General features: G+C 57.6%; 18 protein-coding genes. 14 read left to right on the top strand and 4 right to left on the bottom strand.

Annotated features, from left to right (window positions below):
* The first annotated feature begins 6 nt into the window (after window positions 1-6).
* The 11 genes from ACOBR2_RS11705 to mobF all read left to right on the top strand — a co-directional run bounded on the left by ACOBR2_RS11705 (window position 7) and on the right by mobF (window position 14,069).
* Window positions 7-192, top strand: coding sequence for a hypothetical protein (locus tag ACOBR2_RS11705; protein WP_420236295.1), 186 nt, complete (start codon window positions 7-9; stop codon window positions 190-192).
* On the top strand, window positions 167-940 hold the full coding sequence (locus tag ACOBR2_RS11700) for a VirB8/TrbF family protein (protein WP_420236294.1): 774 nt from the start codon (window positions 167-169) through the stop codon (window positions 938-940). Before ACOBR2_RS11705 ends, ACOBR2_RS11700 begins: the two co-directional genes overlap by 26 nt.
* Window positions 937-1,914, top strand: a complete 978-nt coding sequence (locus tag ACOBR2_RS11695; RefSeq protein ID WP_420236293.1) for a CpaF family protein — start codon at window positions 937-939, stop codon at window positions 1,912-1,914. Before ACOBR2_RS11700 ends, ACOBR2_RS11695 begins: the two co-directional genes overlap by 4 nt.
* A gap of 496 nt (window positions 1,915-2,410) precedes the next feature.
* Window positions 2,411-3,604: a tyrosine-type recombinase/integrase gene (locus ACOBR2_RS11690; RefSeq protein WP_420236292.1), complete on the top strand. Its 1,194-nt coding sequence runs from the start codon at window positions 2,411-2,413 to the stop codon at window positions 3,602-3,604.
* A complete protein-coding gene (locus tag ACOBR2_RS11685; RefSeq protein ID WP_420236291.1) occupies window positions 3,601-5,814 on the top strand; it encodes a tyrosine-type recombinase/integrase in 2,214 nt (737 codons plus the stop codon). The genes ACOBR2_RS11690 and ACOBR2_RS11685 overlap by 4 nt, the downstream gene beginning before the upstream one ends.
* A gap of 56 nt (window positions 5,815-5,870) precedes the next feature.
* Complete coding sequence (locus ACOBR2_RS11680; RefSeq protein WP_420240008.1) at window positions 5,871-6,308, top strand: single-stranded DNA-binding protein; 438 nt, start codon at window positions 5,871-5,873, stop codon at window positions 6,306-6,308.
* An 88-nt stretch (window positions 6,309-6,396) separates the two neighbouring features.
* A complete protein-coding gene (locus tag ACOBR2_RS11675) occupies window positions 6,397-7,344 on the top strand; it encodes a RepB family DNA primase (RefSeq protein WP_420236290.1) in 948 nt (315 codons plus the stop codon).
* A gap of 23 nt (window positions 7,345-7,367) precedes the next feature.
* Window positions 7,368-7,694 carry a hypothetical protein gene (locus ACOBR2_RS11670; RefSeq protein ID WP_420236289.1) on the top strand — a complete coding sequence of 109 codons (327 nt, stop codon included), beginning with the start codon at window positions 7,368-7,370 and terminating at the stop codon, window positions 7,692-7,694.
* 81 nt (window positions 7,695-7,775) lie between these two features.
* Window positions 7,776-8,288, top strand: coding sequence for a plasmid mobilization protein (locus ACOBR2_RS11665; RefSeq protein ID WP_420236288.1), 513 nt, complete (start codon window positions 7,776-7,778; stop codon window positions 8,286-8,288).
* 1 nt (window position 8,289) lies between these two features.
* Window positions 8,290-10,398 carry a type IV secretion system DNA-binding domain-containing protein gene (locus ACOBR2_RS11660; RefSeq protein WP_420236287.1) on the top strand — a complete coding sequence of 703 codons (2,109 nt, stop codon included), beginning with the start codon at window positions 8,290-8,292 and terminating at the stop codon, window positions 10,396-10,398.
* Window positions 10,399-10,400: 2 nt separating this feature from the next.
* Entirely contained in the window at window positions 10,401-14,069 is a 3,669-nt protein-coding gene (gene mobF, locus ACOBR2_RS11655; RefSeq protein ID WP_420236286.1) for a MobF family relaxase, read from the top strand.
* A 1,120-nt stretch (window positions 14,070-15,189) separates the two neighbouring features.
* Here mobF and ACOBR2_RS11650 read toward each other — a convergent pair.
* Both ACOBR2_RS11650 and ACOBR2_RS11645 read right to left on the bottom strand, forming a co-directional pair.
* Window positions 15,190-16,425 (bottom strand): MFS transporter, encoded by a 1,236-nt coding sequence (locus ACOBR2_RS11650; RefSeq protein WP_420236285.1) that lies wholly within the window; start codon window positions 16,423-16,425, stop codon window positions 15,190-15,192.
* A gap of 31 nt (window positions 16,426-16,456) precedes the next feature.
* Entirely contained in the window at window positions 16,457-17,542 is a 1,086-nt protein-coding gene (locus ACOBR2_RS11645) for an alkene reductase (RefSeq protein WP_420236284.1), read from the bottom strand.
* A gap of 168 nt (window positions 17,543-17,710) precedes the next feature.
* On the opposite strand from ACOBR2_RS11645, the gene ACOBR2_RS11640 reads away from it, so the two are divergent.
* A complete protein-coding gene (locus tag ACOBR2_RS11640) occupies window positions 17,711-18,667 on the top strand; it encodes a LysR family transcriptional regulator (RefSeq protein ID WP_420236283.1) in 957 nt (318 codons plus the stop codon).
* A gap of 75 nt (window positions 18,668-18,742) precedes the next feature.
* On the opposite strand, the gene ACOBR2_RS11635 is transcribed toward ACOBR2_RS11640, so the two are convergent.
* Together ACOBR2_RS11635 and ACOBR2_RS11630 are read right to left on the bottom strand one after the other, a co-directional pair.
* On the bottom strand, window positions 18,743-18,967 hold the full coding sequence (locus ACOBR2_RS11635) for a hypothetical protein (RefSeq protein WP_420236282.1): 225 nt from the start codon (window positions 18,965-18,967) through the stop codon (window positions 18,743-18,745).
* 165 nt (window positions 18,968-19,132) lie between these two features.
* Window positions 19,133-20,059: a helix-turn-helix domain-containing protein gene (locus ACOBR2_RS11630; RefSeq protein WP_420236281.1), complete on the bottom strand. Its 927-nt coding sequence runs from the start codon at window positions 20,057-20,059 to the stop codon at window positions 19,133-19,135.
* A 163-nt stretch (window positions 20,060-20,222) separates the two neighbouring features.
* Between ACOBR2_RS11630 and ACOBR2_RS11625 the strand changes: the two genes are divergently transcribed.
* Together ACOBR2_RS11625 and ACOBR2_RS11620 are read left to right on the top strand one after the other, a co-directional pair.
* Window positions 20,223-20,804, top strand: a complete 582-nt coding sequence (locus ACOBR2_RS11625) for a Dps family protein (RefSeq protein ID WP_420236280.1) — start codon at window positions 20,223-20,225, stop codon at window positions 20,802-20,804.
* 42 nt (window positions 20,805-20,846) lie between these two features.
* Window positions 20,847-21,455: an FMN-dependent NADH-azoreductase gene (locus tag ACOBR2_RS11620; protein WP_420236279.1), complete on the top strand. Its 609-nt coding sequence runs from the start codon at window positions 20,847-20,849 to the stop codon at window positions 21,453-21,455.
* Window positions 21,456-21,459 lie beyond the last annotated feature (4 nt).

Below are 21,459 nucleotides of genomic sequence, written 5' to 3'. Positions count from 1 at the left end.
CGCGGAATGTGGACCTTCCTTTTCAGCTTTTTGTTTCTGCGTCGGATGGGTCTGTCAAATTCCATCCGCTATGCGCTTGCGGTGCTCATGATCGGTCTTCTCATTGTGGTTCTGATCTACACCGCGTGCCTGTTACTCACGCTCGAGGAAAGGAAAAGTGTTCCCTATGCCGCCACGTACAGCATCTATTGAAGCGCCACTCACGCCCGAGCAATCGCTACTCGTTGACCGCATCGGAAACGAGGTGTACTCATCACACTATGCCGAGCGGAAAGCCTATCGTCTGATCCTTGTCTGCGGCACGGTCATGCTGCTCGGCTCGCTCGCGATGAACCTGTTGCTGGCGCGTCGGCCGATTGCCAATCGCTACATCCGCATCGACGAGATGGGCCGCGCTCAGGCGATCCAGTATACCGACCTCAATTACAGCCCACGCGAGGGCGAAGTGCGCACCTATCTAACCGACTGGGTCAACTACCGCTATACGGTCAACCGGGACGTAATCGCCAAGAAGTATCCGCTCAATTACTACTTTCTGTCGCAGGCTCTCGCCTCCAAGTTAATGACCGACGACAACCAGAATCATCTCGTCTCTCAGGTCACAGCCGGGCAGATCGAATCGAGCGATGTAGCGGTTCAGAACGTGACCATCACGTCGATGTCCGAAGAGATGGTTCAGGGCACGCGCATCGCTCGCGGCACGGCCCTAATGACTGCGGATCGATTCTACTCTGCGCAGAACTCGCGTGAGCCCCGGACAGAGCATTGGATGCTCAGCATCACCTACTATCTCAATCCCAAACAGGTCAGTGACCAGTCCCGCATTTATCCGCAGTATGAGTTCATCAACCCGCTCGGATTGACCATCACGGAGTTCCACGAAAACCGTATCTCCGTCGATCCCATTAAGCCGGATGCAACAGCAGGAGCGGCAAAATGAGTTACGAACTGATTCTGCCGTTCTTCCCCGAGGAATTGCGCGAGCTTCTGCTCGATCCGTCGATCTCCGATCTGATGATTAACGGGACGATGGGCGTGTTCGCTGACCGGAACGGTGTCGTTGAGCAAATACAACTCAAGCATCCGTATACGAATGAGCGCTTGCAGGCCGCCATCGAGCGCGTCGCGCGCATCCTCGGCCAAGACCTTACAGGGCAGAATCCGATTCTCAATACGCGCTTGCCGGACGGCTCGCGCGTGGCCGTTGTCGGTCCACCATCGTCGATCAACGGACCAACGTTGACCGTCCGAAAATTCAACCGCTGGTTCACCTCGGATGAGCTGATTGCATCGGGCAGTCTTCCCGTCGATGTTCGGGATACTGTTGTGCGCCTGATTGGAGCACGGAAGAACGGCATTATCGCCGGTGGAACTGGCTCGGGAAAAACAACTCTGATGAAAGCGTTGCTCGACCACGTTCCCATGCAAGAACGGCTCATTGTGATCGAGCAACCTGCCGAACTGAAGATTGCGCATCCCAACGCCGTTCGTTGGGAGGCTGTTGCCGCCATTCCCGGTCAGGTTGCCGTCACTCCGAGCCAGTTGGTTGCCGCTGCTCTCCGCCATCGTCCGGACCGCATCATCATGGGCGAAATCCGCGACGAATGTGGCTACGACCTGCTGCAAGCGATGAACACCGGCCACGGCGGAACACTCTCGACATTGCACGCCGATTCCGCTCTTGACGCACTGGACAGACTGGCGGATATGGCGCTCAGCGCCAGAACAAATCTCAACCAGCAATTCATCCGGTCGCAGACCGGCAAGGCAGTGGACTATGTCCTCTACTGTGAACGCAATTCCACGGGCCGACGCCGGGTACGCGAGCTAATCACCGTGAAGGGATACAGCCATGCGGACCAGTCCTTCGAGACGGAGGAAATCTACCGGGCTTCCTCCACGGCGGCAGCGTGAATTTCGATGCGGACCGAGCGGATGGAATCGGCGTACGGAGGCACGGCTATGAAAAGCCTTCTTGGGCATGATGGCGCGAACGAAATCTCGCTCTTGTTGTGCGCTCTTGAGCATGGTCGCGCCGAACAGCAGACGCGCGATACCGGATGTAAGATGCGGTGCCTTATATCGCGGTCTTTGTCCCGAAGTCCGGCGGCGAGGAATGTGGATCTGGTGTTGCCGGCCATTGGACCGATGGCATCGTCAGGAAGCGGAGAGATCGCTCGGTTCTGATGCGAGTCTTCCGGTTCAATTCCTCACTTGCTCGGTCACTGCTTCGGGGCTTTTGCGACGCCCTGCGGCACTGCGCCGTTCTGCTTTCCGGACTCCTCTCCCAGAACAGGTCTGGGCCCCTGCTCCAGAATGCACGGCTTGGCACTTGGGAGTCGCGCCCACTCGCATAGCTTCGCCAGGTGTGACCCGAGCAGATCGGGAATTCAAAAACGGAGACTCTACCATGTATCTGACAGTTATGTGGAATTGGGTGTCGCTTTTCCGGCGCGTTTCGGGCCGCGGCCACTCGCCGGTGGCGAGAGTCCACCGGCGCGGGTGCAAGGATGAAATGGCGGCCGGTGCCCAGTTCCTCAGGCTCGCACCGTCCGCACATCTCAGCGCCACGGAGAAGAGGATGAAGTCGAGCCAACTTGTCAGTGAGATCCGATGGGATCGCATACCGTTCGTCGCAGGCCACAGAGATGCCCGCGCCTGGCTTAGCTTTCAGGCGTGCCGAGGTCTTGCCCTCAACACGCTGGATGCCTACGGCCGCAACCTGGAGCGATACCTGCGATTCCTAAGCGCCGAAGGCAAGCAACCGCACGAGATCAGGCAGGAAACCGTGGGCGCCTGTCTTCGGAATCTGGTAAAGCCATCGTCTACCGAAGGAGAACCGGACCTCCGGATGGCGAACGCGACCATCCAGCAGCATCTGGCGGTGCTTCGGATGTTCTACGACTTCCTTGTGGAAGAGGAGCGCTGCACAAGAAACCCGTTCCGCCGGGGAGAAGGTCGTTCGGCGCGGTCTCTGGTGCAACGAGAGCATCGGCTTCCCACGATTCCAACCGAGGAAGAATGGTGCCGGATTCTCTCCGAGGCTGCAAAGGAACCAATCCGCAACCGCCTGATGTTGGCGATGAGCTACGATGCCGGTCTTCGCCGGGAGGAACTGTGCCTGCTCGAAACATCGGACATCGATCCATCGCGGCGCACGATCCGCGTGCGCGCAGAGACCACCAAGAACCGGAGGTCGCGTGTCCTGCCATATTCGGTTACGACCGATGAGTTGTATGGCCAGTACCTGGAACACCGCCGCACTCTGAGCCGGCAGCGCGGGCGGCTGTTCCTTTCGCAGTCACCGCGCAACCGCGCACAACCCGTCTCGATGTGGGCGTGGTCCAAGGTCGTCACCGCCATCGCGAAACGCGCGGTGGCTCCAGCCTTCACGCCGCATACTCTACGACACCTCTGTCTGACCGATCTCGCGCGAGCGGACTGGGACATCCACGAAATCGCGACCTTCGCCGGTCATCGCAACATCGAGACCACGATGATTTATGTGCATCTCAGCGCACGCGATCTGGCGGCCAGGTTCAACTCCACGATAAAGCAGTTGCATCAGCAGCGGCTGGAAGCAATGGGGAGGCTGTTTCAATGAGTGCGAAGAAAACAACCGACACGTGGAGCTGGCCCGTCGACGCAACAAAATACGATCGGGCACACAGCCTGACTGCCAGGGAGCGCCACTTCCTCGCAGTGGAACTGCCGTTGCGGAGCAAATTCAGTAAGACTAGGCAGCCGTCGCTCGATGTTGTCCACCGGCTTGTACGTCCCTTGCACGACGTCTTCGATCATATCGAGTACAAGGGACAAAAACGTCGTTCTCTCGTCTTTTACCTGCTGGAAGAGATGGGGCGCCGTAATCGTGCTCTGTGGGCCTGGACAGACGAGGAGTGGATCGAGATCGTTGAATCGCGTCGACATAACGGCAATCACATCGTCGCAGCGGCCTTCCTGCTGCGGGGTTTTGATGCGCTGGCGAGCTTCCCCAAACGGCGGCATGTTTTTTCATGTCTGGCGCGCCGGGTCTTCGGGTTCAAGGTTGTTGCGGAGGCTGAGAGGCAAATCAAAGCTGGACTGCGCGATCTTGGCTACCGCGCCCGCACGCTGCGGATAGCGCCGCTCACTCTGGCGCAGTTGTTGCTCATCGTGCACTCTCCGCGCATAGAAGACATTACGGAGAGCGCACTGCTCCAGATACAAGAACAAGGCGGCACTGTTGCTTTGGAGCAGTGCATAATCGCGCTGTCACGTCTGCTGGTATCGAAAGGGATCATCGAGAGCCCGATTCGCCGTCTGGGATTACGACCTTCACTGATGCTTGGCACTCCCGAGGTCATCCTTGCGAATGTTCCTGACGAATGGGCGCGTCTGGCTCGGTACTGGCATGACACATCAACGCTGACCCCCAACTGTCGGCTTCGCCATTACTATCGAATCCTTACAGTGGGTCGATGGATGCAAGCGACGTATCCTCAGCTGACAAGTCCGGCAGAGTGGACACGTTCTATGGCCGCCGAAGCCGTTGCCATGTGTCTCCAGCAGAAGAGCGGTGAATGGGCACATCGTCCTGTGGCAGAAGTGCGTAACGCCGGCCGTCTCATGGCCGCACACACTCGTATCCACTCGCTATCCACGCTGCGGAGGTTCTTCAGCGACCTGCAACAATGGGAAGTCATTCCGCGCCGTTTCGATCCGTACGGTGCGTTTCGAGCACCTCGATCCCTGCAATCACTTGTCGACCGCAATCCCCGCATCCTGTCCGACGATGTATGGGCCAAACTGATCTGGGCCGGACTGAATATCGCAGCGGCGGATCTGTCGGCCCAAGGCCGCGGCGCGGCGCACTACTATCCCTTGCCCCTGGTGCGGGCGTTATCCGTCGTGTGGCTATTCGCGGGTCTGCGCTGGGACGAAATCCGGCGGCTTCGACTGGGCTGCATACGATGGCAGCAAGATGCTCCAGGGGAGCGCGTCTGCTTGTTGTCGGTTCCGGTCAACAAGACCAGCACTGCGTTCACAAAGCCCGTGGATGCAACCGTTGGTGAAATGATCGAAGTATGGGAAAAAGAGCGACCCGCGCAAGCGAAACTGACGGATCGCAAGACTGGTGAGCAGGTTGATTACCTGTTTGCGCATCGTTCCAAAACACTGGGCGATAACTACCTCAACGGTGTTCTGATCCCCTCGCTGTGCATCAAGGCTGGTGTCCCACACGAGGATGTCCGTGGCCCCATAACCAGTCACCGAGCACGCAGCACGATCGCCACTCAGCTCTTCAATGCGCGCGAGCCGATGTCGCTTTTCGAAATCCAGGAGTGGCTGGGGCACAAGCATCCATCTTCCACGCAGCATTACGCAAAGATCAATCCGTCGAAGCTGACCAAATCGTTTCAGAAGGCTGGCTACTTCGAACGGAACATCCGGGCGATCGAAGTGCTGATCGACCAGGATGTGGTTCGCAAGGGGCTGGCGACCGAAGAGGCGTGGAAGTTCTTCGATCTGGGCCACGGATACTGCACCTACGACTTCTTCGATCAATGCCCGCATCGTATGGCCTGCGCCCAATGTTCGTTCTACGTTGCAAAAGAATCTACGCGGGCTCAGGTTCTGGAGGCCACGGCCAATCTCCTCCGGTTGCGGCAAGAGATCCCTCTTTCCGAACCTGAACTGGAGGCGGTCGAGCAGGGCCTGGCAGCCTACGAAACGCTCATCGGGAAGCTTGCCGATGTTCCGACACCTGACCGCCTATATCAAATCGAGACCGCGCCTGCTCTCCAGGCACGCAATGGTGACAACAAATGCTAATCGCAACTATCTTCAAATCACACCCACCCGCGCCGGTGGACTCCCACCACCGGCGAGTGGCCGCGGTCCGAAACGCGCCGGAAAAGCGGCCCCAATTCCACATAAAGAACAAAGCTATTCTCATGGGCTTCCTCGGCAACGACGCCGAAGTCCGCACCGGCAAGAACGACCAGAAGTTCACCACCTTCTCCATCGCCACCAAGACCTCTTACAAGGACAAAGAGTCCGGCGAGTACATCTCGCACACTGAATGGCATCGCTGCATCGTCTTCGGCAAGTTCGGCGAGTTCGCGGCCACGCTCAAAAAGGGCGCGCACGTTCAGGTCGAGGGTGAGATTCGCCACACCGAGTACACGCCCAAGAAGGCGAAGAAGCCGGTGCGCACCGACAGCATTCGCGTCAACTCCATCCTCAAGCTCGACCGCGCGGAAAAGGCCGCCGTGGAAGAACAGGAAGCCGAGCAGGAGATTCCCTTCGAGGACGCGGCCGCATAGGCCGCACCCCTTCACGGTGAAGGCCCGGCGCAAGCCGGGCTTTCTCACTGGAAACGTCCCGTGGAATTGCGTTCAAACGAGGTACACCATGAACCAGATTGCCGCCAACTTTCTCACCCGTTGCTTCGCCCCATGTGAGACGATTGCGTTCTTGCTGCGCCGGGAAGATGCTCCCCGGTCACAGCAGCGCGTGGTCACGCTCGAACAAGTTCTCGCGCCGCGCTATATGGCTTGGCTCACCTTTGAGAATGACAACGGAGCAAACATCTACGTCTCTGCCAACCCGCTTCGTACGGGCAGCAGAAAGCGCACCAAAGAATGCATCGCTTCAGTCCGGCATCTTTATATCGATATTGACGACGACGGTGACGCCCGTCTTGCTGCGCTGCGAGTGTCGGATTCTGTTCCTACTCCAACCGCGATTGTCTCGACATCGCCCGGCAAATATCAGGCGCTCTGGCGCGTTGCGGGCTTCGACTTCGAGCACCAGGAACAGACTCTCAAGCTGATCGTCCAGGCTTTCGGCGGCGATCCCGCTTGCACTGACTGCAACCGGGTGCTTCGCATCCCCGGTTTCTACAACCGGAAGTATTCTCCCGCGCACCGTGTCGCGGTTGAATACCCTGCCGACGCAACCTACGGTCCCGCCGACTTTCGGCTCGGTGCCGTCGTTGGCTCTTCCGTGCTGCCGATACGCGGGAACGCACGGAAATCGCCCACAGGCAAGCACTCGCATTCCGAAGACGATTGGGCCTGGGTTTGCACGCGGCTTACCCACGGCTTGGACGCCGCAAAGCTGACTCATGAACTGATCGTTCGCCGTTCCGATAAAGCTGACCCTGTGTATTACGCCCAGCGCACTGTCGATGTTGCCTCAGCCTGCCTTTGGCTCGCCGAGGGCATCCCCATCGACGACGTTATCACCATGCTCGAAGTCCGTCGCCGCTTTGAGATTCCAGCCGCACTTTGCTCCGCTCGTGCGCGGGAGATTACGGCGACCGCCCAGCGCATGATTACCCGTCGGAAGACGGCCTGATTTCACAGCCAAAGGAGGCTTGTATGCCACTGCTTGAAGTCGTTCAAACCCACTACGTCAGCGCATCCATTCGATTGACTGATTCGACCGCAATGCAACTCGATCAGTATGCCGCATTCATCCATGCAACGGCGGATGAAGTGATCGACCAAGCGCTCGCCTATGTCTTCTCGAAAGACCGCGACTTCCAGGAGTTCCTTCGCACTCCTGAAGCCCAGCGGATTACGCCCACGTTGCGTGTGCGTCGGCCACTCGCCAATGAGCCAGCCGATCCGTCACCAAGGAAGCCGGTTTCAGCGGCGCAATCAGCGTCCCAAACGGCAGCAGTCGCAGCGGGATCGAAGGCATGATCCCGCGCCTCGAAGGGTGGCAAAGCCACTGCGGTGCTACGCACCGGAAGAATCTCGACACTCCATCCCTGCCAGGGTGGTGTGTCGAGCGAAGAGGAAAACAATTGTTTACGTCTTCGCTTTATCAACAACTTTGTACCGGTCGGTAAGACGACTGTTTTCATTCTGAAAACAATTGTTTACCGGTCTTGTGAGGAAGCCATGAACACTGCAAAAAACTCTTCACTCGGTATGGATGTGCGATTGGCGCGGTCCACAGGCCGGACCGGGCGAGACCGTATGGCGAACGCCAGGGTCACGGCCGAAGAGCAACGCGAACTTCACAGCGCGGCCCGCTCACAAGGCAAATCGCTCAGCGAGTGGGCACGCGACGTTCTCTTGCGTGAGGCACGTCGCTCAGATGACGATGCAGTATTTACCGAAATCGTCGCCACGCGGATGCTCTTGGTCAACCTCATCAAGCCGCTCATTCTCGGCAAGCCCGTCACGTCGCAGTGGATCACCGAGGCCATGAGCGCCGTGCGCCGCGAGAAGCGCCGGGCCGCGCAGGAAGTTCTACAGCAGTACGCGGATGACGCGAAAGGGGGGAGATAGTATGGCTACACGCTGGGGACGGAAAGAAACAATCATCTGGCCGCCGCATGTTCCACTGATGAGCTATTCGGCGGTGGCGGGGGCGCTCTTGCTTACCTGTTTGCTGCTATGGCAGCAAGTTCGCTTCAGCTTGCCGCCGTTCGAACAGGCATACATTGGCGATTATGTTCGCGCCCGCGCTGGGGCCGTTTTTCATCTGAACGGCAGCTATCGGCTCGTCTATTTGGGCGGCGGAAAGGCTAGGCCGCGGCTGGCTTTTCCGTTTGACTTCACGCAGGGTAAGATGACGCTTCCGAGCGGGAAGACCGCATCCTTCGCACTAGCTGAGCTGGCACGGTCACAGGGGTACGAGTTCCCGTTCCGCGCGCCAACCAGAAAGTATATCGATGCTTCCATGTACCGCTGGTTCCACGATGTTGTCTTTGAAGGTAAGAGCATTCTTGCGGTATTCGCCGCGCGGATGATTGTCGGCGGTGTCATCCTTGTTGGTGTGCTCGCATGGGCCATCCCAGCGGACATCAAACGCTTTCGGCAGATGAAATACGGCCGTGTTTTACGTGGCCCAGTCATGCTCACGCCCCGCCAGTTCAACCGGGTCGCCAAGGGCGATGGCGTCGGTTTCGTGACCACTGAAGCGCGCAAGATGATGCGGGTTCCGCGGCGCAAAGAGGCGCAGCACTTCCAGATCATGGGCGATACTGGAGTTGGAAAGTCCCAGCTCATCATGCAGATTTTGCGCCAGATCAGGGACCGAAAAGAATCGGCCATCGTTTATGATCCCGCCTGCGAGTACATCCAGCGGTTCTTTGATAAGGAACGTGGCGACATCGTGCTCAACCCTCTCGATGACCGCTGCCCGTACTGGGGACCGGCGCAGGAGATGGAATCAAACGCCGAGGCCGACGCCATCGCCGCTTCGCTCTATCAGCGCAAGACCGATGTGATCGACGAGTTCTTTCACGACACGCCTGCCCAGATTTTTGCGCACCTGCTGAAGCTGGGGCCGACGCCACACCAGCTTGCCGCATGGATGGCAAGCGATACGGAACTGCTTAAGCGTGTGCAAGGAACCGAGATGGCCTTCTATATTGACCGCAAGGCCGGGCCGCAGCGTGCAGGCGTCCTATCTTCTCTCGGTCTCGTCGCCAAAGGTTTCCGGCTATTGCCGGAAAAGGACGGAAACCGTCCTCTCTGGACGGCCCGCACCTGGGCGAAAACACGCCAGGGATGGATATTCATCACCTCGCAGACAGAGGTGCGGGATGCTCTGCGCCCCTTGCAGTCCCTCTGGATCGATCTTCTCGTGCTGCGGTTGCTGAGCGTACCGCAGCCGGGGCAACGGCCAGTATGGTTTGTGATCGACGAACTGGCGAGCTTGCAGAAATTACCGCAGCTTCACACAGCGGTCTGTGAGAGCAGAAAGTCGTTGAACCCTCTTGTACTCGGTTTCCAAGGCAAGGCGCAACTTGAAGTCACTTACGGCCATCTAGCCGAGGTGATGCTTTCGCAGCCCGCCACCAAAATCTTCATGAAAACCTCCGAACCGAAGGCAGCGGAATGGATCTCCGAGATGATCGGCAAGGTCGAGATCGAGCGGCTGAAGGAAACGAAGTTCGACGGAACCCGATCAGGCAAGAACTTCACCGTGGAGCGGCAGATCGAGCCTCTGGTCATGGGGTCCGAAATCAGCGGGCTCGATGACCGTCACGCCTATCTGAAGCTCGGAAACAAGGTCGCCCGCTTCGCCTTCGACTACCTAGACCTGCCCACATCCACGGATAGTTTCATTCCACGGAAGATGGCTGACAGCGGATTGGCCTTCGATTCCGACACGCTCAAACCGATTCCTTCGGAAGACGAGGAGATGCAGGAAAACGCAGGTTCCGAACCCGTGACGACCGTCTCTGGGGATGCTCCGATTGTGCAGGAAAAGTCACCGCGCCCGATCCCCTGGCCTGTGCAGCAAGCAGCGGAACAGACCGAGATTGCTCCCGAAAATTCATCTGCGCCTGTTCAGGAAGTCGCTAATACACCTGCCATTCCAGATTCTCCCGACACGCTGGGACATTCGGAAGACGAACAGATTTCCTTTGATTTGAGGTCATTGTAGCCATGCTGACCATATCCAAATCGCTCAGCGCTAGCCAGGCGCAGACCTATCACAAGCAGGACTTCGCTTCCGAAACGCAGAGCTATTACCGGCAAGGCATCGCCATCGAGGGCGAGTGGCAGGGCCAACTCGCTATGCGGTTTGGTCTGTCGGGTGCGGTTTCACCGCTTGAATTTCAGCGGCTCTCGGAAGGTTTACATCCGGCAACCGAACAGCCGATGGTTCGCTCGCGCGCCGCCTTCGAGTACAAGAACGCCGATGGGGCAACTATCAAGAGCGTCGAGCACCGTGCAGGATGGGATGCGACCTTTTCGGCTCCCAAGTCGGTTTCGCTCACGGCTCTTGTCGGCGGCGACGACCGAGTCCGGGAAGCCCATCGCACCGCCGTTACCGAAGCTCTTAACGCGCTTGAACGGTACACGCAAGCCCGCATCGGCGGCAATCATCCGGCTGAAACGACCAGCAAATTTATTGCCGCCAAGTTCGAGCACGACACAGCGCGACCCGTCGCGGGCTACGCCGCGCCGCAGCTCCATACCCACGCCGTTATCTTCAACGTCACCGAGCGCGCGGACGGTACGACGCGCGCTCTTCAGGAGCGCGGCTTCTTTGAATCGCAGCAGTTCGCCACTGCCGTCTACCAATCGGAATTGATGTACCGGCTCCGCAATCTCGGTTACGAGATCGAGCGTGGCAAAAGCGGAGCACCCGAGATCAAAGGCTACACGCAGGAGTATCTCGACGCTTCGAGCCCACGCTCCAGACAGATACGGGAACAGCTAGAAAGGACAGGCCGCGCCGGTGCGGAGGCTGCCGAGATTGCTGCACACTCGACTCGCGACCGCAAACAAAATCTTACCGCCGAGCAGGTTCTTGACGCCCACAGAAAGATGGCCGTCGAGTTCGGTAATCAACCCGAACAGGTCGTTGCCGCCGCGCAGGAACGCGCGCGACGGCAGCATGTCCAACCTGGAACGAGCGATAAAGCCAAAGAAGCCGTGACCTTTGCCCGAGAGAGCGTTTTCGAGCGGGAGGCGGTTGCCGATGAACGCAGGATTCTGCGCGACGCCATGCGTCGGGGTATGGGAGAGACTACCTATAAAGAGATTCGCTCGGAGTTCGAAGTGCGGCGCGCAGCGGGTGATTTCCAAATCATAGACAGCCCAAAGTATGCTTCCGGGCGCAGGTTCAGCACGCAGGAGACCATTGCTGCGGAGCGTGCCAACGTCGAATTCATGTTCGGCGGTCGCAATACCGTTGAGCCGATCCTGAGTGCGGAGCAGGCGCAGGAACAGGCGCGTTCGCGGGACTTTTTGAACGAGGCGCAGCAGCGCGTCATCGAGGAAACGCTCAATTCCACTGACCGCATTCACGGTCTGCAAGGCAGGGCCGGAACCGGCAAAACAACCGTGGTCCAAAGTATCCGCGAGGGCGCGGAAAAAAGCGGCTACATAGTCGAAGGTTTTGCGCCCACCTCGCGCGCCGCGGCCCAACTCCGCGAGGCTGGTATCGACTCTAGCACCCTGCAAAGTTTCCTCGCCCGTGGCGAGAATCATCCCAGTGCGAACATAGAATTACGCCACTTCTATATGTTGGATGAGTCCAGCTTGGCCAGCACTCGACAGATGCGGGCTTTCCTCGAAAAGCTGAAACCCCAGGACCGGGTACTCGTTATCGGCGATACCAGCCAGCACCAAGCGGTCGATGCGGGACGGCCTTTTGAGCAGATGCAGCAGGCCGGAATGCGGACCTCGCAGCTTGACCAGATCATGCGCCAGAAAGACCCGGAGTTGCGGCGCGCGGTCGAACTGCTTGCCGCGAACGATACCGAAAAAGGCGTTGCGCTGCTTGCCGAACAGGGGCGGGTGACGGAAATCGCGGGCACCAATGAACGTATCACCGCGATTGCCAAAGACTACGCTGCGCAGCCCGAAAACACCATCATTGTCTCTCCCGATAATCGCAGTCGCCGCCAGATCAACGAAGCAGTACGCGCCGAATTACTACTGAATGGAACGCTGGGGACCGATGGGTATGAGGTGCGTGTGCTCGACCATCGCTCCGATATGACCGGAGCCGACCGGACGTGGGCAGCGCGGTACAACATTGACGATGTACTGCATTACCACACAGGCAGCAAAGCCGAAGGTATTGCGCGAAACAGTTTTGCCCGTGTTCAGGATGTAGATGCGCGTGCCAACACGCTCACTGTCGAACTCGAAAATGGATCATCTGTCAGCTACGATCCGCGCCGGTTGCGTGGCGTCAACGTCTTCGTGGAAGAAACGCGCGAATTCTCGACAGGAGACCGCATTCAATTCACTGAACCCAGTAAGGCGCTCGGCGTCGCCAACCGGGATCTGGGCACCATTACTGCAATCGACAATGGGCAAATGACCGTACGCCTCGATGGCAAGCAACCGCGCGAAATCGTCTTCGATACTGAGCAATTTCGCCAGTTCGATCACGGCTATGCGGTGACATCACACAGCTCGCAAGGGCTGACCGCAGGCCGAGTGCTTGCCAACATCGATACCGAATCGAGCCGGATGCTCATCAACACGCGCCTGGCTTATGTTTCCGTCTCCCGCGCTTCCGACGACGCGCGGATCTACACCAACAACGCCGAAACTCTGGGCCAGCGACTCGCCACTGATATCTCGAAGACCGCTGCAGTGGACTTTCGTTCGCCGAGCACGACCGAACAAACGCGGGAGGCAGTTCAGTTTTTCAGAGAACATCAGCCAGCTGCGGCAACCGAACAGCTTAAGCAGCAGGGCCGGGTCCACGAGTATCAGAGTTCGGGCCATCGCCTTGCTGCTGTGGTCATGGACTACACCGCGCAGCCGGAAAGAACCATCGTGGTCGCTCCCGATGCGGCGGAGCGTCGGGAACTGACGCAGTTGATTCGCGCAGAGTTGCAGAGTGAAGGAAAACTGGCAGCGGAGAGCCGTGCGGTTTCTGTTCTTGTAGAGCAGAAGTTTGCGAATCCGCATTTTGCCGGGAACTACTGGCCTGGCGACGAAATTCATTTCCGCACTGGAAGCCCGGTGCTCGAAGGCATTCCGCACAACAGCTCTGCGCGTGTTCTTGAAGTCGATGCACACCAGAACACACTGACCATTGAGACGGCGGACGGCGGGCAAGTCACCTACAACCCCGCCCAGCTTCGTCCCCAGACTCGCCAGAGTAGGGTCTACCGGGAAGAACCACGTGAGATGGCCGAAGGTGAGCGCATCCGGTTTACCTTATTCGACAATGAGAGCCACATTCGATCCGGAGACTTCGCCACCGTCGAGCGGATCGAGCCGGACCTTGCCGCGCGACTCGACAGCGGCAAAACGGTCGAACTCGACGCCGAGGCCGCCCAGCATATCGACTACGGTTACGCCGCCGAATCAGCCGCGAACCTTGCCGCCGACCGGGTCATTCTAACCGGCGAAGCCCAGCAACTTGCCGGGCTCGAAAACGATCTGGCGCGGCTCAATCCCAGTATCCGTGAGCTTTCCGTCTACACGTCCGATGCGTCTCAGGTGCTTCAGGTGGAGCATGCCCAAAGTCCAGCCGCGACCGAAACGCTATCGAAGTCTCTTGCCGAAAATGCAAATTTCGGCATCGAAAAAGCAACTCTTGCGGAGTCTCTCATAGAGGAAATCGGGCTGCATCTTTGAAAAAAGCTGGTGGGCAGTAACTTACTTCAAATGCCGTACCGCTTGTCATTTTGTAGCTTAAATAGCATCTGTCTGATTCTATTCCACTTGCTGATATGCCATGGCTAAACAGTCTGACCTTTGTTGTTGCACGGCAGAGGTCTTGGCCAAAATTCCAGGCTTTTATGCAAATGAGGGTGCTCAAAAGGGTGCTGAGCAAATGTCGAATAATTGATCGCGCTAACCACCTATTCTGGTACTGTTACAGCGACGATGAGGCCCTCGACTAGCTGCTTATCTGTCGCACTGACGAGTACAATACCCACCAGAGAAGCTCATGGTCGAAGTCCATACAAGGCTGAATGTCGGAGATAGAGAATCGTGCCGTGCAGGCTCACCTTCGTTTGCGGTGGTGCACGCGTGCAAATCTCCCTGCCACCAGAACGCCGTCGGTTATCGGGGGAGCTTGCCTTCGCACCATCCGAATTACCTCTGGCTTCAAACGCCTCAGGATCTATATCTGAACTTAATCGACCCACCTGTGCCGTTGTTCAAAATCGAAAGTTTCAGGTGTTTCCTGACATTTGCAACCGCCCGATACGGGGATGGAGCTACTCTACTGATTCATTGCAATCAAGGAGAGTCACGTGCACCCAGCTTGGCATTGCTTTTTCTGGCAAAGCGCCTCCGGGCCATTCCGGCTGGATCCTTCTCAGAGGCAAAGGAGGCTTTTTCAACGTTGTACCCAGCCTATTGCCCGGGCGCTGGAATTGAGTGGTTCCTGACGATGCAGTGGTCGGAAATCTCCTGAAGCTCGTGGAGGAGAGCGCCCCCAAGCTGGACGCACACGTCCAACCGTAAATTCTGGGGCAACGTCCCAATCGACTGGTCCAGATTGGCCGGTGGCAGGTGCAGGCCCGATTTGTTGCCGAATCTGAAAAGTATTCCATCTACTTTGAGTGTTACGGCGTAGAGATCGGCGATCAGAACTTTGAGCTCCCACCCGGAGCTGGTATCCCAAGAAGACCGCATGGACAATGCGCCTTGAAATCTCTAGTGGCGACCGCATGGCGCATGCGTCTGGCTGAAGATCGTCTGAACAACACCAAGGATTCGCTGAGCGAGATTGCGGTGTCTCTGGCTACGAATCGGAAAGCGCCTTCAGTACCGCATTCAAGCGCGTGATGGGCCACTCTCCTCGCAGACGCAGCCCAAATGCACCTGCAGACGTGGCTGTGGCGAATACCATCACGCCATTCCAGCCCCAGCGTGCCAGCATCATACTGCCCAGCACAGAGCCCGCTGCCATACCCAAAAACATGCAGGTGACCAGCAAGGCATTGGCGCGACTGCGCGCCTCGGGAGCAATGACAAAGACGATGGTTTGATGCGCAACCAGCGAAGCCTGCACACCAAAATCGAAGCCAACGGCAACCATTGCCAGCAGGAGCAACTGTGCCTTCAGCGAAAGCAATACGGAAAGACCTGCTGCAGCAAAGGATGCCGTTGCAATTGCGCATCCCAGAGACGCGACCAGATGCGGGGTACGCCGGTCTGCCAAGCGTCCAGCCAGGGGAGCGGCAATCGCACCAGCCGCACCTGCCAGTCCGAAGGTGCCGGCCACGGAACTCTCCATATGAAATGTGTGATGCAGCATCAGCGCCAGCGTGGTCCAAAAGGCGCTGAAACCCATCGACAACAAACCTTGTGCATACGATGCCTGTCGCAACGTCGGCTGTTCGTGCCAAAGAGCTTTCATCGAAGCCAGCAGAGACGCATACGAGAGTTGCGTCGATGCGGTAAAGTGAGGCAGCCGTTTCCACGCCAGAACGCCGAAGAGCGCGATGTTCATGGCTGCTGCATCATAGACCACACGCCAACCAAATTGTTCAGCGATAATCCCACTCACAACGCGGGAAAGCAGAATGCCAAGTAGTAATCCAGTCATCACCGTCCCCACCACTTTGCCCCGGCTCTGTGGCGGCGCAAGGTGAGCTGCGGCCGGAACAATGTCCTGCGCAAGCGTGGCGCTGATGCCCATCAACAGGCTTGCAGCCACCATTGATCCGATGCCTCCAGCTAGGCCGCAGACCACAAGTGAGAGCGCGAGCAAAAGAGTTTTCACCAGAATAATCTGACGACGATCATGCTTGTCGCCCAGCGGACTCAGTAACAGAATACCCAGCGCATAGCCCAGTTGCGTCAAGGTTGGGATCATGCCCACGGTACGATCACTGGCATGGAAATCCGCTGCCAGAAGACTCAGAATCGGTTGCGCATAGTAGAGCGATGCGACCGCAAAGCCCGCGCCTGTAGCCAGCAAAAGAACCAGTGAACGCGGCAGTGTGTGCTTTTGCTGTACGGTGTTGTGCATCATTTCCTCTTCTCTCAGCGTGGGCTGTTTGCGATTAGTCTGCCAGCGTTGGGTAGTCGGTATAGCCACGCGCACCACCCCCATAAAAAGTGCTCATATCGCTCGTCTCATTCAAAGGCGCGTCCCTGCGAAAGCGCTCAACCAGATCGGGATTGGCAATGAAGGCGCGACCAAAGACCACGCCGTCGGCGCGGTTTGCAGCAAGAATCGCGTTGCCCGTCTCCTTTGTGAATCCACCAGCGGCCAGCAGCGTTCCGCTGTACACTTTGCGCAGAAGATCGATGGGATTGAAGTCCGGACCGGTACCTCGCGTGTAACCACTCTCATAGCCCACATGCAGGTATGCCAGCCCCATCGGATTCAGTTGCCGAGCCAGATAGGTGTAGGTCGCTGCCGGATCTTCGTCATCCATGTCGTTGACGGTATAGCCCGGCGCGATTTTGATGCCGACGTGTCCTGCTCCCCAAACCTCGCAAAGCGCCTGCAGAATCTCAAGCGTGAAGCGGCTGCGATTTTCAACCGAACCACCATATGCATCCGCGCGACGATTGGAGCCCGAGGCCTGGAACTGATGCGGCAGATAGCCTGTAGCTGCATGAAGCTCAACGCCGTCGAAACCTGCGGTTACAGCCAGTTCCGCTGCGTGGCGATACTCGGCAATCACTCCGGAAATCTCTTCGCGCGCGAGTTCTCTGGGAACTTCAAAAGGCACCTTGCCCTCGAAGGTGTGAATCAGGCCCGAAACCGCGATGGCCGAAGGGGCTACCGGCAACGCATGGCCGGGCAAGAACGAAGAGTGCGTCACCCGGCCGGCGTGCATCAGTTGCAGAAAGATACGCCCGCCCTCTTCATGCACGGCGTCGGTGACTTTGCGCCATGCGGCTGCCTGTTCTGGCGTATGGATTCCCGGAGGATACGTATAACCACGCCCCATTGGACTCGGATGCGATCCTTCGGTGATGATGAGCCCCGCCGAGGCTCGCTGGCGGTAATACTCCACCATGACTGGCGAGGCCAGGCACTCCTCGGTAGCTCGCAGACGCGTCATGGGAGCCATCACGATCCTGTTCTGCAACTCGACCTCCCCCAGCTTCATCCTTGCAAACAAGTCATTTTTCATCGCAACGATCCTTTCTTGCGCATCCTCACCGACACCTCTCATGCGGAACGTTGTACCGTTGCTCCGCTTTGGAATGCCGGATTCGTAATGCGCTGACAGATCCATAGTGCCGGGTATTTCACTTGGATGGTAGTGGTCTGGATTGCAGAACTGCTATACGCTATACGTATGAATATGCCCACGCCTCAGGGACCGGATCGGATTGAGCTGATGGCCACCTTTGTCTCCATCGTCGAGTCAGGCTCTCTGTCGGCGGCGGCCAACCGGCTTGGCACAACCCAGCCGACCATCAGCCGCCGCCTACAGATTCTGGAAAAATGGCTGGGAGTCAAGCTGGTACAACGCTCCACCCACGCCATGAACCTCACCGAAGATGGCGAACGCTTTCTGGCTCACTCCCGGCAACTGCTCGAAAACTGGTCCAGCATGGAAGAGGAGTTGCGCGGTGCAACCTCTGATCCCTTCGGCACGCTACGCATCGTGGTGCCGCACGCCTTCGGGCAGGAACAACTGGTCGCGCCCTTGCTTGCCTTTCTTGGCCGCTATCCCAAACTCTCGGTTGAGTGGCTTCTGCATCGACATCGCCCGGATTTCATCGCCGAGGGCGTGGACTGCGAGATTCGGCTCGGCAGCGTCGAAGACCCCTCTCTGGTTGCCGTACTGCTCGCCGAGGTGCCACGCATCGTGGTGGCTGCACCCTCCTTGCTTGCGCAGCAGACTGATCTCAGCATGGACGCTCTACCTGGTCTTCCATGGATCGCCCTCAACCTTTTCTATCGCGATGCGGTGGCATTGACGCATCGCACCACAGGCGAAAACCGCACTCTTGCGATTACTCCGCGCCTGAGTACCGACAGCGTCTACACCACGCATCAGGCCGCTTTGGCCGGTTTTGGAGCTACGCTGATTTCGACATGGATGGTGAAAGAGGATCTGGAGCAGGGTCGTCTCGTGCAACTTGTTCCCGAGTGGCAGGGAGTGTCGTTGCCCGTCTATCTGGTCTATCCCTATGCCCACTTTTATCCGGCACGCCTGCGTCGCTTTGTCGAACTCATGCGCGAGACGCTACCCACACTCGTCGGCACAAACCCGGCTCCTGAACCGTCTGCGCGGAAAGATCAATGACTGTCAGCAGAAGGCGCTCTTGCGTCTTTTCCGTGAATGGCCCAAGGGCTTCGAAGGTGGTATGAGCGCTTGCAACTACAGCACCATCACGGGATCCTCGCCAGCCCCTACGGCCAGAGAGACCTTGCCGACCTCGTTGAAAAGGGCGTGCTCGTTCGCACCGGCGAGCACAAGTATGCGCGATACAGGCTGAATCTCCTGCACCGCACTTGATGTGCATATCGCACTTCTTCTTAGGTAGATGAGTGACTTGGCGATTTGCGCTCGTTGACAAAGCCGGTGGCCACGAGACGATGCCATCGAAGTCTGGCAAACGCGAATGATCCGTCCGACGACGGATGCTTGTTGAGCACATTCCCCGTGGAGTTCCGGGAATTAGCCTGAGGAGCGCTTCCCACTCTTCGTCCGAGGTTGTCCACGGATGCCCGCGATGAGACTTCCTATTCCACTCGTCCTCGGGCCTGTTTAGCGTTGGGTGTTCCGCCGCCAAACAGCCGGGGAGCAGCCAATATTCCGCATGAAGACGCGAGTCAGATGGCTCTGATCGGCAAACCCGCAAGAAGCCGCGACCTCGTTGAGTGGTATAGCACTCTCGTATATGAGGCGCTGCGCGAGGGCAATTCGCCGATTCAAAACCCAGCGGTGCGGCGAAATACTTAGTGAGGTTTTGAAACCGCGGGTAAGTGAACTCACTGAGGTGGCCGATGCGTTTGCCACATCGGCAAGGCTGACATCCTGGCTTAGGTTTGCCTCGATGTATTCGAGAGCGTGACGAAGCTGGCGAGCGGTGAGGCCGAGCCTGTTGCTCACAGCGCTTGGAGTGAAGCCACCGTATGCTTCGGCAATGTGGTCACGCACGGCAAGAAATATGGAATCCAGGTATAGGGAACTTACCTCGTGCGGTCGCTCCAGCGCGGGCAGCATCGCTTGCATCAAGTGCAGCATGACTGCATCGTAACGTGGCTCTTCGAGATCGTAGCGGAAGTCAAGAAAGCTACTGCGGCGCTCCGCCGCAAAATCCCGAAAGCTATTGATGGGCAGGAAGACTTGCAAGGTGTCAAAAGGGTCTCTGATGTCTGCACACCATGACCTGCGCATATCGTACAGTGCTAATGCACCGGGTTCGGAAGCCGGTTTCCGCTTGTGATGACCGTCGCAAAACACGTTGATCGGTCGGAACGGGCGAAGTTCCACTGACACGATGACCTGATCCGCCAAAGGCGTTTGTTCGAGCAAGCCGAGATTCGGTTTATCGTGCCGATACCGCGCAAAAAAGAGTGGTTGCTCCGAACGGTTTGAGACCGAGCGAACCTTCTCAAATTCGGGGCGATTTTCACTCACAAATCCGGGAACTTCAAATCGCTCTCGGACTGCGTCGCGGTTAGCGGTCATTTCTCCCTCCAGGAGTGGCCGATATTTTCTTCGATGATATAGGTGCCGCTTTTGACTCAGCAATTGAGTGCCCCGAATGTCCCAGCGGTGCCCAGAATATCCAAGACCTGGGTGTACTGATTCCAGTACACCTAGATCTACCAGGAAAATCTGGGAGGTTGGAATGATCGAAGGTCGCACAAAGGCTCGATTGACGCGCTCTCCAGGAGAGGGAGTGACATCCAGGCAAATGAGAAAGCCCTTGAAGGGAAGAATCGCAGTACGTCTTGATATTCCGACGGATCTTTCGTCGGCGGCTGTCGCAGCGATTTCTGAAACCTTGCGGCAATTGCTCGCAGACGTCTTTGCGCTCTATGTGAAGACAAAGACCTTTCACTGGCACATGAGCGGTCCTCATTTCCGGGACTATCACCTGCTGCTTGAGGAGCAGGCGGTGGAAATTTTCGCAATGACAGACCCTATTGCGGAGAGGGCTCGCAAAATTGGCGGCACAACGCTACGCTCCATCGGCGACATCGCCCAACATCAACGATTGCTCGACAACGATGAACAATCTGCCACAGCCAAGAGCATGCTCGAAGAATTGTTCGCCGACAGCCGCTGTTTGACGAAGCTCATGCGTGCAGCTCATGAAGTTTGCGATGAATTCAAGGATGTTGCTACTGCAAGCCTGCTTGAGGTTTGGATCGATGAAGCCGAACGTCGCACATGGTTTCTACACCAGACGCTGCACGGTTGGAACTGATCTGCACGATTGCACATCAACGACTAGAGAGAGAAAATCGAAATGAAACAAATCCTGATCGTCGAATCGAGCCCGCGAGGAGCGGAGTCTGCAAGCCGTCATCTAACAGAAACACTGCGAGAACGCCTAAGGTCTCTCTATCCCAACGCACGTTTCGTTGAGCGTGACTTGGTAACAGACCCACTTCCTCATCTGAACTATCAGACCGTAAAGGGGATCTCGACCAAAGACAAAGCAGAGGCCGAGTCCCTGAAGGATGCACTTCGTCTTTCAGACGAACTCACGGAGGAACTGTTGTCTGCTGACTTGCTCGTCATCGCCTCTCCCATGTGGAATTTCGGACTTCCTTCTTCTTTGAAGGCATGGATTGACCATATTGTGCGCGCTGGAAAGACGTTCAACTACGCAGGAGCGGGAGTTGAGGGACTGGCCAAGGGGAAGAAAGCAATCCTGATACTGGCGTCCGGAGGGATATTCTCGGAAGGGCCGTGGAAGTCATGGGACACCGTGGAGCCGTATTTGCGCCTTATTTTGGGCTTCATCGGGATCGATGACGTGCAGACAGTGCGCGCGCAAGGCATGAACATGCCGGGGATCTCCGACAGCGCGATTCCTAATGGCGAAAAGACAATCGAAACCCTTGCACTCTAAAGGA

This window comes from Telmatobacter bradus, assembly GCF_048629425.1.
Taxonomy (GTDB): domain Bacteria; phylum Acidobacteriota; class Terriglobia; order Terriglobales; family Acidobacteriaceae; genus Telmatobacter; species Telmatobacter bradus.
This window is presented reverse-complemented; position numbering and strand designations above follow the sequence as displayed.

What these genes read in the sequence shown, in the direction of transcription:
- ACOBR2_RS11660 (WP_420236287.1), top strand. Translation starts at nt 8,290, where the DNA reads ATGGCTACACGCTGGGGACGGAAAGAAACAATCATCTGGCCGCCGCAT.
- ACOBR2_RS11620 (WP_420236279.1), top strand. Translation starts at nt 20,847, where the DNA reads ATGAAACAAATCCTGATCGTCGAATCGAGCCCGCGAGGAGCGGAGTCT.
- ACOBR2_RS11640 (WP_420236283.1), top strand. Translation starts at nt 17,711, where the DNA reads ATGAATATGCCCACGCCTCAGGGACCGGATCGGATTGAGCTGATGGCC.
- ACOBR2_RS11695 (WP_420236293.1), top strand. Translation starts at nt 937, where the DNA reads ATGAGTTACGAACTGATTCTGCCGTTCTTCCCCGAGGAATTGCGCGAG.
- ACOBR2_RS11635 (WP_420236282.1), bottom strand. Translation starts at nt 18,967, where the DNA reads ATGGCATCGTCTCGTGGCCACCGGCTTTGTCAACGAGCGCAAATCGCC.
- ACOBR2_RS11650 (WP_420236285.1), bottom strand. Translation starts at nt 16,425, where the DNA reads ATGATGCACAACACCGTACAGCAAAAGCACACACTGCCGCGTTCACTG.
- ACOBR2_RS11705 (WP_420236295.1), top strand. Translation starts at nt 7, where the DNA reads ATGTGGACCTTCCTTTTCAGCTTTTTGTTTCTGCGTCGGATGGGTCTG.
- ACOBR2_RS11690 (WP_420236292.1), top strand. Translation starts at nt 2,411, where the DNA reads ATGTATCTGACAGTTATGTGGAATTGGGTGTCGCTTTTCCGGCGCGTT.
- ACOBR2_RS11645 (WP_420236284.1), bottom strand. Translation starts at nt 17,542, where the DNA reads ATGAAAAATGACTTGTTTGCAAGGATGAAGCTGGGGGAGGTCGAGTTG.
- ACOBR2_RS11630 (WP_420236281.1), bottom strand. Translation starts at nt 20,059, where the DNA reads ATGACCGCTAACCGCGACGCAGTCCGAGAGCGATTTGAAGTTCCCGGA.
- ACOBR2_RS11675 (WP_420236290.1), top strand. Translation starts at nt 6,397, where the DNA reads ATGAACCAGATTGCCGCCAACTTTCTCACCCGTTGCTTCGCCCCATGT.
- ACOBR2_RS11700 (WP_420236294.1), top strand. Translation starts at nt 167, where the DNA reads ATGCCGCCACGTACAGCATCTATTGAAGCGCCACTCACGCCCGAGCAA.
- mobF (WP_420236286.1), top strand. Translation starts at nt 10,401, where the DNA reads ATGCTGACCATATCCAAATCGCTCAGCGCTAGCCAGGCGCAGACCTAT.
- ACOBR2_RS11670 (WP_420236289.1), top strand. Translation starts at nt 7,368, where the DNA reads ATGCCACTGCTTGAAGTCGTTCAAACCCACTACGTCAGCGCATCCATT.
- ACOBR2_RS11625 (WP_420236280.1), top strand. Translation starts at nt 20,223, where the DNA reads ATGATCGAAGGTCGCACAAAGGCTCGATTGACGCGCTCTCCAGGAGAG.
- ACOBR2_RS11685 (WP_420236291.1), top strand. Translation starts at nt 3,601, where the DNA reads ATGAGTGCGAAGAAAACAACCGACACGTGGAGCTGGCCCGTCGACGCA.